General features: G+C 69.3%; 10 protein-coding genes. 9 read left to right on the top strand and 1 reads right to left on the bottom strand.

The genetic code is table 11. From position 1 onward, the window contains the following. The 3 genes from AC1MBE_RS14940 (at position 1) to AC1MBE_RS14930 (ending at position 3,757) form a co-directional block, all read left to right on the top strand. Complete coding sequence (locus AC1MBE_RS14940) at positions 1-222, top strand: acyl-CoA carboxylase subunit epsilon (RefSeq protein WP_479782641.1); 222 nt, start codon at positions 1-3, stop codon at positions 220-222. Positions 223-275: 53 nt separating this feature from the next. After that, positions 276-1,985: a DUF885 domain-containing protein gene (locus AC1MBE_RS14935; protein WP_479779286.1), complete on the top strand. Its 1,710-nt coding sequence runs from the start codon at positions 276-278 to the stop codon at positions 1,983-1,985. Between the two features lie 311 nt (positions 1,986-2,296). Next, positions 2,297-3,757, top strand: a complete 1,461-nt coding sequence (locus AC1MBE_RS14930) for a dicarboxylate/amino acid:cation symporter (protein WP_479779285.1) — start codon at positions 2,297-2,299, stop codon at positions 3,755-3,757. Between the two features lie 118 nt (positions 3,758-3,875). Here AC1MBE_RS14930 and AC1MBE_RS14925 read toward each other — a convergent pair whose 3' ends face one another. After that, positions 3,876-4,451 carry a hypothetical protein gene (locus AC1MBE_RS14925; RefSeq protein ID WP_479779283.1) on the bottom strand — a complete coding sequence of 192 codons (576 nt, stop codon included), beginning with the start codon at positions 4,449-4,451 and terminating at the stop codon, positions 3,876-3,878. A gap of 182 nt (positions 4,452-4,633) precedes the next feature. Between AC1MBE_RS14925 and AC1MBE_RS14920 the strand changes: the two genes are divergently transcribed. From AC1MBE_RS14920 to AC1MBE_RS14895, 6 genes are all read left to right on the top strand, one after another. Further along, positions 4,634-5,125: a YbjQ family protein gene (locus AC1MBE_RS14920; protein ID WP_479779281.1), complete on the top strand. Its 492-nt coding sequence runs from the start codon at positions 4,634-4,636 to the stop codon at positions 5,123-5,125. A gap of 4 nt (positions 5,126-5,129) precedes the next feature. Then, a complete protein-coding gene (locus AC1MBE_RS14915) occupies positions 5,130-5,849 on the top strand; it encodes a TetR/AcrR family transcriptional regulator (RefSeq protein ID WP_479779279.1) in 720 nt (239 codons plus the stop codon). Position 5,850: 1 nt separating this feature from the next. Continuing rightward, the gene (locus AC1MBE_RS14910) at positions 5,851-8,400 is read left to right on the top strand and encodes an MMPL family transporter (protein ID WP_479779277.1); all 2,550 of its coding nucleotides are present in this window, start codon (positions 5,851-5,853) and stop codon (positions 8,398-8,400) included. Positions 8,401-8,505: 105 nt separating this feature from the next. Further along, positions 8,506-9,189 carry a Maf family protein gene (locus tag AC1MBE_RS14905; protein WP_479779275.1) on the top strand — a complete coding sequence of 228 codons (684 nt, stop codon included), beginning with the start codon at positions 8,506-8,508 and terminating at the stop codon, positions 9,187-9,189. A 124-nt stretch (positions 9,190-9,313) separates the two neighbouring features. Beyond that, positions 9,314-11,152 carry an acetyl/propionyl/methylcrotonyl-CoA carboxylase subunit alpha gene (locus AC1MBE_RS14900; RefSeq protein ID WP_479779273.1) on the top strand — a complete coding sequence of 613 codons (1,839 nt, stop codon included), beginning with the start codon at positions 9,314-9,316 and terminating at the stop codon, positions 11,150-11,152. Positions 11,153-11,185: 33 nt separating this feature from the next. After that, positions 11,186-11,917, top strand: coding sequence for a glutamine amidotransferase (locus AC1MBE_RS14895; RefSeq protein WP_479779272.1), 732 nt, complete (start codon positions 11,186-11,188; stop codon positions 11,915-11,917). The last annotated feature ends 314 nt before the right edge of the window (positions 11,918-12,231 follow it).

Below are 12,231 nucleotides of genomic sequence, written 5' to 3'. Positions count from 1 at the left end.
ATGGACCCCGGAACCACGCCGGTGGAACAGCCGCTGCTGGCCGTCGTCAAGGGCGAGCCGACGGCGGAGGAGCTCGCGGCGTTGACCGCCGTCGTCCTTTCCCTCGGCAGCAGCGAATCCGCCGCCCCGGAAAAGCCGGGCGTACGGCACTGGCTCCGCCGGCAGCAGCTGCAGCTGGCGCCGAAGCCCGGCCCCGGCTCGTGGAAGCGCAGCCGCGGCTAAGAAAAGTTCAGTAACCCTTTCATAACCGGCGCGGCCCGGCTAGTCTCGTTCGGGTGACTACCGAAACAACTGAGAACACCACGCCCGCCACCCCGGTTCCGGCACGCCCGCAGACCGCGATCGACGCCGTCGCCGACGCCTTCACGGACACGCTGATCCGGCTCAACCCGAGCTTCGCCACCGAACTTGGCCTGCCCGGCCACGAGACGGAGTACCAGGACTTCTCCCCCGCCGGGCACGAGGACTTCGCCGCCGCGGCGCGCGAAACCCTCGCCGCGCTGGAAGGGCTGGAGCCGGCTGACGACGTCGATGCCGTCACCCTGGATGCGATGCGCGAGCGCCTCGGCCTGCAGCTGGAAATCCACGACTCCGGCTGGGACCTGGCCGAGCTGAACAACATCGCCTCCCCGGCCCAGGAGATCCGCGCGATCTTTGACCTGATGCCGACGGACACCGCCGCGCAGTGGGACCACATCGCGGGCCGCGCACACAACGTCCCGGCCGCCCTGGACGGCTACATCGAATCGCTCCGTGCAGCCCGCAACGCCGGCCGGGTCTCCGCCGCCCGCCAGGTGCGGATTGTGATCGAGCAGGCCACCAAGCACGCCGCGGACGACGGGTTTTTCGCCAAGCTGGCCGCCGAGGCCAAGACCGCCGAGGGCCCGCTCCCCGCGGACGTGCAGTCCAGGCTCGACGCCGGCGCTGCCGCCGCCCGCACTGCCTACGCCCGGCTGGCCGGCTTCCTAGAATCCGAACTGCTGCCCGCCGCCCCGGAGAAGGACGCCGTGGGCCGCGAGCGCTACGCCCTGGCCTCCCGCTCCTTCCTGGGCGCCACCGTGGATCTCGAGGAGACCTACGCGTGGGGCGTCCAGGAACTCGACCGGCTGATCGCCGAACAGGAACGCGTGGCCGACCAGATCCGTCCCGGCGCCACGGTCGAAGAGGCCAAGGAGATCCTGAACAACGATCCGTCCCGCCAGCTCAAGGGCACCGACGCGCTCCGCGCCTGGATGCAGGAGCTCTCCGACAAGGCCGTGGCCGACCTCGCCGGCGTGCACTTCGATATCCCGGACGCGATGAAGACGCTCGAATGCAAGATTGCCCCCACCCAGGAAGGCGGCATCTACTACACCGGCCCGTCGGACGACTTCAGCCGGCCGGGCCGCATGTGGTGGTCCGTGCCGCCGGGCGAGGACACCTTCACCACCTGGGCCGAGACCACCACGGTCTACCACGAGGGTGTACCGGGCCACCACCTGCAGGTCGCCACCGCCACCTACCGCCGTGAGCTGCTGAACAAGTGGCGCCGGAACGTCTGCTGGACCTCCGGCCACGGCGAGGGCTGGGCGCTGTACGCCGAGAAGCTGATGCAGGAACTGGGCTATTTGAAGGATCCGGGCGACCACATGGGCATGCTGGACATGCAGCGCATGCGGGCGGCCCGGGTGGTGTTCGACATCGGCGTGCACCTGGAGTTGGAGGTGCCCGAGCGTTGGGGGTCGGGCACCTGGACGCCGGACACGGGGTACGAATTCCTGAAGCAGAACCTCGCGATCAGCGAGGGGCAGCTTAAGTTCGAATTCACCCGCTACCTCGGCTGGCCGGGGCAGGCGCCGTCGTACAAGGTGGGCCAGCGGCTCTGGGAACAGATCCGCGGCGAGCTCGAATCCCGTCCGGGCTTCGACCTCAAGGCCTTCCACACCAATGCCCTCAACATGGGCTCGGTGGGGTTGGACACGCTGAAGCGGGCGCTGCTGGGGTAGGGCCGGCAATAGTCCCGGGGGACAGACATCCTCTGCGTGCTCGCTCGTTCTCCCCACCGTCCCCCTAGCCTCGCAAGCTCGGCCGGGGAACCCTGACGGCGTGGGCCCACGCTTAGACGCACGCTGCCGGATGCCTGCTCCCCCGGGACTCCGCGCGAGACAATCGCCACACCCGGGACCGGAATAACTTCATAAACGGGTCGTCTTTCGGCGTCTTGGCGGGGATTTTGTGCGCGGGGGAATATTCGGGCCGCGTAATATTTCTCAACGTTCGTTCGCCGTGTTATGCAGGCCGGTCCTAGCGTAGTCGGGTGACCACTCAGACAAGCACCCCCGCAACCGCAGGCAAGCCCGGTTTCCGGCTGCCCAAATGGACCGGCTCTTTCGGCTTCCAAATCATCGCCGCCCTGATCGTAGGCCTGGGCCTTGGCCTGCTCGCGAAGTACACGGGCAGCACCAAGACGAACCCCAACGCCCTCGGCGCCACGCTGCAGACCATCGGCTCGAGCTACGTCTCGCTGCTGCAGACCGCCGTCGTGCCGCTGATCTTCACCGCCGTCGTCAGCTCCATCTCCAACCTGCGCGCCGTCGCCAACGCGGCCCGGCTGGCCTGGAACACGCTGCTCTGGTTCGCGATCACCTCGCTGATCGCCGTGCTGATCGGCATCGGCCTGGGCGTACTGCTGCAGCCGGGCGCGAGCACCGGCATCACCCAGCAGGCCAAGTACGCCGGCAAGTCCGGTGACTGGTGGGCCTTCCTGACCGGGCTGTTCCCGAAGAACTTCCTGGGCCTGGGCGCGAGCACCACCGTCACCGACGGCGTCGCCACCACCGCGGTGAGCTTCAACGTCCTGCAGATCCTGGTGATCGCAATCGCCGTCGGCATTGCCGCGCTCAAGGTGGGCAAGGCCGCCGAGCCGTTCCTGAACCTCAACGCGTCCGCCCTCGCCGTGATCCAGAAGGTCCTTTGGTGGATCATCCGGATCGCCCCGCTGGGCACCGTCGGCCTGATCGGCAACGCCGTCGCCGTCTACGGCTGGGACACCATCGGTTCGCTGGGCAAGTTCACCTTCGCCATTTACGTCGGCCTTGCCCTGGTGCTGTTCGTGGTCTACCCGGTCCTGGTCCGCAGCCATGGCCTGTCCGTCAAGCAGTACTTCTCCGGTGTGTGGCCGGCCGTGCAGCTGGCCTTCGTGTCGCGCTCCTCGGTGGGCACCCTGCCGCTGACCCAGCGCGTGACCGAACGCTCCCTGGGCGTGCCGCGCGCCTACGCCTCCTTCGCCGTGCCGCTGGGTGCGACCACCAAGATGGACGGTTGCGCCGCGATCTACCCGGCCATCTCCGCGATCTTCGTGGCCCAGTTCTTCGGCATCCAGCTGGACTTCAGCCAGTACCTGCTGATCGCACTGGTCTCCGTGCTGGGCTCCGCCGCGACCGCCGGCACCACCGGCGCCGTCGTGATGCTTACCCTGACGCTCTCCACGCTGGGCCTGCCGCTGGCCGGCGTCGGGCTCCTGCTCGCGATCGACCCGATCCTGGACATGGGCCGCACCGCGGTCAACGTGGCCGGCCAGGCCCTGGTCCCCACGATCGTTGCCAAGCGCCAGGGCATCCTGGACGAGGCGCTCTACAACGCCCCGCGCAACGGTGACCCGTTCAGCGACGACGTTGTTCTCACCGCCGACGACGTCGACCCCTCGGCGGCCGCCGGTACCCGCGGCGCCGGGTCCGACGCCTTCGAAGGCGGCAAAATGGCTGGCACGCGGGCCTAAGGCTTCACCGCCGCAGGGCACCCGCGCAGCACAAAAGTAGTCCCCGGGATTTTCTCGGGGACTACTTTTTTGCCGTATTTATTTTGCCTTGGTGCTGGCGCCCCAGGGCTGGAGCAGGCTAGTGACGGCCTCCGCCGAGAACGCCCTTTTCGACGGCCTTCGTGACCGCGTCGGCCTCGGCCTGGGTCAGGGTGCCGTCGCTGACGGCCTTGTCCAGCCTGGTCTTCAGCGCGGCGGCGCGGTCCGTCTGTTCCGCCGTGCGGAGTTCCGTCAGGGCCGCGGTGACCTTGGCTTCGTCGATGCCCAGCGACGCTGCGAGGGACTTGGCCAGTTCAGCCTCCATCGCCGTGCGGTCCGGTTTGGTGCCTTCGGCCGGCGGGGTGGTGGGCTTGTGGGCGTCGCGGAAGGCCTTCAGCGCGTCGGTGACCTTGGCTTCATCGACGCCGAGCTTGGCGGCGAGTTCGGATGCCTTCGCCCCGCCAAAGCCGCCCCGTTCGCCGCCGTGGCCGTGGCCGCCCCGCATTCCCATTCCCATCCCGTCACCCTGCGTGGCGCTGCCGTCCGTGGAAGCGGTAGAGCTGGGGCTGGGGGCCGGCGTGGTGGTGGCGGAAGCCATCCCGGCGACGCCGACGCCGGCGCCCAGCGCCAGGGCGGCGGCGGAAATGCCGAGCGTGATTCTCTTCGTACGTGACATGTGCTGTCTCCTGGATCTGCCGTACGGCGACGGCTTGCGTTGTCGGAAGTCTTTTTCAAGACGTGACTCCAGTGTGTGCCGCCGGCTTCGGCGGGAGCTGTCCAGAACCTTTCTTCTTCCTGTGAATGTTTGCGGCGACACTGTTCCCTTGTCCGGTGCCGCAAAGTGGCTAGGCTCGGGTCATGCTGATCGTCACCTCGAACGACATACCCGGCCACCGGATCGATGCCGTCTTCGGCGAAGTCATGGGACTTACCGTCCGTTCGCGGGACGTCGGCGCCCAGGTTGTGGCGGGACTCCGCTCGCTGGCCGGCGGCGAGCTGCGCGAACTCACCCAGGTTCTCTACGAGAGCCGGCAGGAAGTCATGGCGCGGATGGCCGCCGAGGCCGCCCAGCGCGGTGCCAACGCAATTGTGGCCATGCGGTTCGATACCGCCCACATGGCCAACAACTGGACGGAGATCTGCGCCTACGGCACGGCGGTATACGCGATCCCGCTGGCCGACGGCGAGGCCGGCGCCACCGGACAGTCCATCCAGCTGACCGGCACAAGGGCCGCCGGCAGAACCCGGGCCCAGCAGGCCCGGCCGCTGCTGGCGGCGCGGCCGGCGGCACCGGCCCGGACACCGCCGGGAGCTAAACTTGCCCGGAGTGCAAACATGCACATAGTGTAAGTCCATGCCCACCCCACCCCTCTCCGGCCCCGATGACGGGGCTGCGGCGCCGTCGCGGCGCGAGCTGAACAAGGCCGCCACCCGGCAGGCCATCACGGACGCCGCCCTGGGCCTGCTCCGCACCCGGGGGCCCGGCAACTTCACGGTGGAAGACATCGCCGAAGCCGCCGGCATCTCCCGCCGGACGTTCTTCAACTACTTCAGCAGCACCGAAGTGGTCATCGCCTCGGTGACCCGCGGATTCCTTGACACCGCGCTCCAGCAGTTCCGCCTCCGGCCCGCCGGCGAGCCCGTCCTGGAATCTGCGCGTGCGGCCCTGGTGGCACTCGCCGACCCGATGACGATCGCCCCGCTGGCCGAGCTTTACAGCCTTGGCCAGTCCAACCCGCAGCTCAACCGCTCCGAGCTGGAAGCCTGGGACCACTGCACCGCCGAGATCATCGACGCCGCCCGGGAGCGCTTCGCCCAGGGCTCCGCCGGGGGTTCCGGCGTCGAGATTGACGAACTGTACCTGCGCGCCCTCGCCGGCTCCGTCATCTCCTGCGGCAAGGCCGCGATGGACGTCTGGTTCGCGCGCTGCGAGGGCTCCCTCTCCCCCGAATCACTCTCCAACCTGCGCCAACTACTGATCGATTCCATGAGCCTGCTGGGCTCCGGATTCGCGTCCCCGGCGGCCGACCCGGCCGCCAGCCCCACCGCCGCCCCTTCCCCAGATCGGTTCTGACATGGCCCTGTTGCTTTATCGTCTCGGCAAGTTCTCCTACCGCCACCGCTGGCTCGTCATCTCCCTCTGGCTCGCCGTGATGGTGGCCGTCGGCGGTGCCGCCGCAGCGTTCCACGGCACGCTGTCCAACAACTTCCAGATCCCCGGCACCGAAACCCAGCAGATGGCGGACAAGCTTAAGAAGGACCTCCCGTCCTCCTCCGGCGGCTCGGCCAGCATCGTCTTCGAAGCCAACGACGCGCAGTTCAGCCAGGCCGGCAAGGACGCGGTGTCCGCCGCGCTGGCCAAGCTGAAGACCATCCCCGACGTCCAGGGCACGGTGGACCCGTTCGCCACCCAGGCCCAGCTGGACAAGGCCGTCACGGACCTCGCCGCCGGCGAACAGAAGGCCGCCGCGGGCAAGGCCCAGCTGGACAAGGCCGCCGCGGACCTCGCCGCCGGCAAGGCCCAGCTGGCCGGCGCCGAGCAGCAGATGGCCGCCGCCGGGCTCCCGCCCGCGGCCATCGAGGCCCAGCTCGGCCAGCAGAAGGCCGCCCTCGCCGCCGGGCAGGCAAAGCTCGACGCCGGCACCAAGGACCTCGAGGCCGGCAACACCAAGCTGGCGCTCGGCAAACGCCAGCTCGAAGCGTCCCAGGGCCTGCGCTTTGTCTCCGAAGACGGCAAGGCCGCCATCGCCCAGGTCCAGTTCAAAACCTCAATCAACGGCCTGAAGCCCGAGGTCCGGCAGGAAGTCCAGGACATCGTCAAGGAGGTCTCCGCCGCCAACGTGACCGCGCTGCCCAGCAAGGAAATCAGCGAGGACATCTCCGAGATCTTCGGCACCGCGGAGATCATCGGCATCGCCGTCGCCGCATTGGTGCTGATCGTCATGCTCGGCACCCTCGTCGCCGCCGGACTCCCCCTGCTGATGGCGATCGTCGGCGTGGCCGTCGGCGTCGGCGGCACCTTCGCGCTCAGCGGCGCCGTGGACATGAGCTCCATTTCCCCGATGCTGGCCCTCATGCTGGGCCTCGCCGTCGGGATCGACTACTCCCTGTTCATCGTCAACCGGCACCGCGGCCAGCTGCGCGCCGGCATGGATCCCGAGGAATCCGTGGCCCTGGCCACCGGCACCTCCGGCAACGCGGTGCTCTTCGCCGGCCTCACGGTGATCATCGCCCTCGCCGCCCTCGTGGTGCCGGGGCTGCCGTTCCTGGCCGTGATGGGCTTGTCCGCAGCCGCCACGGTGGCCGTCGCCGTCGTCGTCGCCCTGACCCTGACGCCGGCCGTGCTGTCTCTAATAGGCCGCAAACTGATTTCCAGGCGGGCCTGGGCCAAGGCGGAGCAGCACAACGCCGCGCCGGGCCACGAGACCGAGGACCGGGCCCGGGACGAATACCGCAGCAGCCACGGCTGGGGCGGCGTTGTCACCCGGCACCCCTGGCTCTCGCTGGTGGCCGGCGTGCTGCTGCTGGGCGTGGTGGCCCTGCCCGCCAGCCAGCTCCGGCTCGCCCTGCCGGATGCCAGTTCCGAGCCGGTCGCCTCGCAGGCTTTCAAGGCCTACGACGTCACCAAGCGGAGCTTCGGCGAAGGCATGACCGGGCCGATCATCGTCGTCGGCGATTTCCCTGCCGGGCTCAGCGCCGAAGAGGCGCAGGCGAAGCAGTTCGACGTCGCGGACATCCTGCGCAAGGCGGACAGCGTCACCGCCGCCGTGCCGCTGGCGCTGAGCGAGGACCGCCGCACCGCAGTCTTCCAGGTCCTGCCCAAGGAAGGCCCGGCCAGCGCCAGCACCGTCGACGTGGTCTCCGAACTCCGCGCCGAAAAGGCCCGGATCAACGACACCACCGGGGTCAGCATCGGCCTCACCGGCCAGACCGCCGGCAACGTGGACGTCTCGACCAAGCTGGGCGACGCCCTGCCGCCGTACCTGGCGATCGTCGTCGGGCTCTCCCTGGTCCTGCTGCTGCTGGTGTTCCGGTCCATCGTGGTTCCGCTGCTGGCCACCGGCGGTTTCCTGCTCTCGCTCGCTGCCGCGTTCGGCGGCGTCGTGGCGGTGTACCAGTGGGGCTGGCTGGGGACCGTGTTCGGCGTCGAGAACCCCGGCGCGGTGCTTAGCTTCCTGCCCATCATCCTGATCGGCGTGCTCTTCGGCCTGGCCATGGACTACCAGGTCTTCATCGCCTCCGGTATGCGCGAGGCGTACATGCACGGCGAGACGGCCAGGCACGCGGTCCGCTCCGGCTTCAGCCACGCGGCGGCCGTGGTCACCGCCGCCGCGATCATCATGGTCAGCGTGTTCTCCGGCTTCATCTTCTCGCACCTGAATATGGTCCGGCCGCTGGGCTTCGCGATGGCCTTCGGTGTGCTGGTGGACGCTTTCGTGGTGCGCATGACGATCGTGCCGGCCGTGATGTACCTGCTCGGCCGCAAGGCCTGGTGGCTGCCGCGCTGGCTGGACCGCATCCTGCCGGACGTCGACGTCGAGGGCGCCAAGCTGCGCAAGCCGGACGCCGACGGCGGTGCCGCCGCGGCAGACGCCGGCGAGCCGGAGGAAGTCGCCGCGCGCTAACCACCGCCTCAAAGCAACTCGGGGTCACTTCGCGCCCATAAATCCCCTTGGGGTGGGCGCGAAGTGGCCCCGCGTTGCTGTGCCGCGGTGAACTAGGCTGGAGCCGTGACCCGCCTCATTCTTGCCTCCCAGTCCCCCGCCCGTACCAAGCTGCTCAGCAACGCCGGGATCGCCCACGACGTGCTCGTCTCCGACGTCGATGAGGACGCCGTGCAGGCCCGCTACGGCGTGACCGACCCGCACGACACCGCCTTGCTGCTGGCCCGTGCCAAGGCCGAGGCGGTTGCCTCGCTGCCGGAGGCGGACGGCGCCCTGGTGATCGGCTGCGACTCGGTCTTCGAGTTCGACGGCGAGGCCCACGGCAAGCCGTACACCGCCGACGTCGCCAAGGAACGGATGCTCCGGATGAGCGGCAGCATGGGCGTGCTGCACACCGGCCACTGGCTGGTGGACTGCCGCGACACCGACCCGGGCTCCCGGGACGACGGCGCGGGCGCCGGCACGGGCGCGACGCTCGGCGCGGTTTCCTCCGCCGAGGTGCACTTCATGGAGATGAGCGAGGCGGAGATCGACACGTATATCGCCACCGGCGAGCCGCTCCAGTGCGCCGGCTCCTTCACGATCGACGGCTACGGCGGGGCCTTCATCCGCAAGGTCGACGGCGACCCGCACACCGTCGTCGGGCTCTCCATTTCGACCCTGCGCGGCCTGCTGGGCCAGGCCAAGGTGAACGTCACCGAACTCTGGACCGGCGGCGCCGCGGATCCGGCCGACATCCGCGCCGAGTGAGCCATTTCGCACCGCCTTGTAGGAACCCCACAAAGGATCGGCGGTTTACGCGCGGGATCCGCAAGTAATATCGGCGGAACCCACAAAACCGCGCTAGGCTCCCTGAAGGAAAGAAGGAGACGCCTTGTCAGCAAATTCGGAGCAGTCCGCCACGCAAGTGCCCGCAGCCACCACCCCGGGCACCCATCCCCTGAGCAAGGTGCTGATCGCCAACCGCGGCGAAATCGCCGTGCGCATCATCCGCGCCGCGCGCGATGAAGGCATCGCCTCCGTGGCGGTCTACGCGGATCCGGACCGCGACGCCCTGCACGTCAAGCTCGCCGACGAGGCCTACGCCCTGGGCGGCAACACCGCCGCCGAGTCCTACCTGGTGATGGACAAACTGATCGAGGTGGCCCAGCGTTCCGGCGCCGACGCCATCCACCCCGGCTACGGCTTCCTCGCCGAAAACGCCGACTTTGCGGCCAAGGTGATCGCCGCCGGCATCACCTGGATCGGCCCCTCCCCGGAGGCCATCTCGGCCCTGGGCGACAAGGTCCAGGCCCGCCACATCGCCGAAAAGGTCGGCGCCCCCCAGGTCCCCGGCACCGCCGACCCGGTCCAGTCCGCCGAGGAAATCCTCGAATTCGTCGACAAGTTCGGCCTGCCGGTCGCCATCAAGGCGGCCTTCGGCGGCGGCGGACGCGGCATCAAGGTGGCCCGCACCCGCGAGGAAATCCCCGAACTCTTCGAATCCGCGGTGCGCGAGGCCACCGCGGCGTTCGGCCGCGGCGAATGCTTCATCGAACGCTTCCTGGACGCCCCGCGCCACGTGGAGACCCAGTGCCTCGCCGACGCGCACGGCAACGTCGTCGTCGTGTCCACCCGCGACTGCTCGCTGCAGCGCCGCAACCAGAAGCTGGTGGAAGAGGCCCCCGCGCCGTTCCTCACCGAGGAGCAGAACCGGCGGCTCTACGAATCCTCCAAGGCCATCCTCAAGGAAGCCGGCTACCTCGGCGCCGGCACCTGCGAATTCCTCGTGGGCAAGGACGGCACCATCTCCTTCCTCGAGGTGAACACCCGCCTCCAGGTGGAGCACTGCGTCTCCGAGGAAGTCACCGGGATCGACCTGGTCCGCGAGCAGTTCCGGCTGGCCCGCGGCGAGGAACTCGGCTACGGCGACCCCGAGGTCCGCGGCCACTCAATCGAATTCCGCATCACCGGCGAGGACCCGGGCCGGAACTTCATGCCCGCCCCCGGCACCATCACCGGGCTGAAAAACCCCACCGGTCCGGGCGTACGGATCGACTCGGGCGTGGAGGAGGGCGACGTGATCAGCGGCAACTTCGACTCGATGCTCTCCAAACTGATCATCACCGGCGCCACCCGCGCCCAGGCGCTGCAGCGCTCCCGCCGCGCCCTCGAGGAAATGGTGGTGGAGGGCATCCCCACCGTCATCCCGTTCGACCTCGCCGTCGTCTCCAACCCCGACTTCGCCCCCGCCGAGGGCCCGTTCAAGGTCCACACCCGCTGGATCGAGACCGCCTTCGTCAACGACATCCCCGCCTGGACGCCGGCCGGCACCGCGGCGGAAACGGCCGACGCCGGCGAACGCCAGCGCGTCGTCGTCGAGGTCGGCGGCAAGCGCCTGGAAGTGGTGCTGCCGGCCTCGCTGGGCACCGTCTCCGGCGGCGGCAAGCCCGCCAAGGCCAAAAAGCGTACCCGCGCCGCAGGCACGGCGGCACCGGCCGGCGGAAACGCCCTGACCTCCCCCATGCAGGGCACCATCGTGAAGGTGGCCGTCGCCGAGGGCGAGCGGGTGGCCGAAGGCGACCTCGTCGTCGTGCTCGAAGCCATGAAGATGGAACAGCCGCTCACCGCGCACCGGGCCGGCATCGTGATCGGGCTCTCCGCGTCGGCCGGCGAGACGGTCTCGGCGGGCGCTGTCATCGCCATGATCGAGGACGGCGACGCGGCCGAATAGCGGCAACGGTGCGGCGGGGGCAGACTTAGTTACGTGAAGCCATTCCTGCTCCTCGCCTCCCGTGCCGAGGACGCCGCCGCCGACGACGAATACCTCGCCTACCTGCGCTACACCGGCCTGGCCGAGGCCCAGCTGCACCGGATCCGGATGGAAGCCGCGCCGCTGCCCCGGCTGGAACTCAGCGAGTACTCCGGCGTGATTGTCGGCGGCAGCCCCTTCACCTCCAGCGACCCGGCCGAGCACAAGAGCGACACCCAGCACCGGGTGGAGCGCGAACTGTTCGCCCTGCTGGACCGGATCGTGGCCGAGGACTTCCCGTTCCTGGGCGCCTGCTACGGCGTCGGCACCCTCGGCCTGCACCAGGGCGCCGTGATCGACCGGACCTACGGCGAGGGGCTCGGCGGCGTTACCGTCAGCATGACCTCCGCCGGGCAGCAGGACCCGCTCCTGCGCGGACTCCCGGAGCAGTTCACGGCGTTCGTGGGCCACAAGGAAGCGTGCACCGTGCTGCCCGGCGGGGCGGTGCTGCTGGCGAGCTCCGAGACCTGCCCGGTGCAGATGTTCCGGATCCGGTCCAACCTCTACGCCACCCAGTTCCACCCCGAGCTCGACGTCCAGGGCCTCACCACCCGGATCGACATCTACCGGCACGCCGGCTACTTCCCGCCCGACTCCGCCGAGGAGCTGATGGCGCAGGCCAGGCAGCACAACGTCACCGAGCCGATGGCCATCCTGCGGAACTTCGTGGAGCGCTACGCCCGGTAGCGCAGAATCGCTCCCTCACATCCGGCACCCCACTCGACGACCCTCCCGCACATCCGGCCGCCGCTTCCAGGACGCTCCCTCACATCCGGCACCCCATTCGACGACCCTCCCGCACATCCGGTCGCCGCTTCCAGGACGCTCCCTCACATCCGGCCGCCGCTTCCACGACCCTCCCGCAAATCGGGCCGTCATGAGGACGACGCTCCTGCACTTTCCGAAATGGACTTGCGGGAGCGACGGCCCCTAGCGACTAAACCTGCGGGAGCGACGGCCCGTAGCGACTAAACCTGCGGGAGTGACGGATCCTCGCCGGC

The organism is Arthrobacter sp. BG5, from assembly GCF_056680155.1.
The sequence above is the reverse complement of the archived record's forward strand: the minus strand, read 5'-3'. Positions and strand labels throughout refer to the sequence as shown.

What these genes read in the sequence shown, in the direction of transcription:
- AC1MBE_RS14925 (WP_479779283.1), bottom strand. Translation starts at nt 4,451, where the DNA reads ATGTCACGTACGAAGAGAATCACGCTCGGCATTTCCGCCGCCGCCCTG.
- AC1MBE_RS14910 (WP_479779277.1), top strand. Translation starts at nt 5,851, where the DNA reads ATGGCCCTGTTGCTTTATCGTCTCGGCAAGTTCTCCTACCGCCACCGC.
- AC1MBE_RS14940 (WP_479782641.1), top strand. Translation starts at nt 1, where the DNA reads ATGGACCCCGGAACCACGCCGGTGGAACAGCCGCTGCTGGCCGTCGTC.
- AC1MBE_RS14920 (WP_479779281.1), top strand. Translation starts at nt 4,634, where the DNA reads ATGCTGATCGTCACCTCGAACGACATACCCGGCCACCGGATCGATGCC.
- AC1MBE_RS14915 (WP_479779279.1), top strand. Translation starts at nt 5,130, where the DNA reads ATGCCCACCCCACCCCTCTCCGGCCCCGATGACGGGGCTGCGGCGCCG.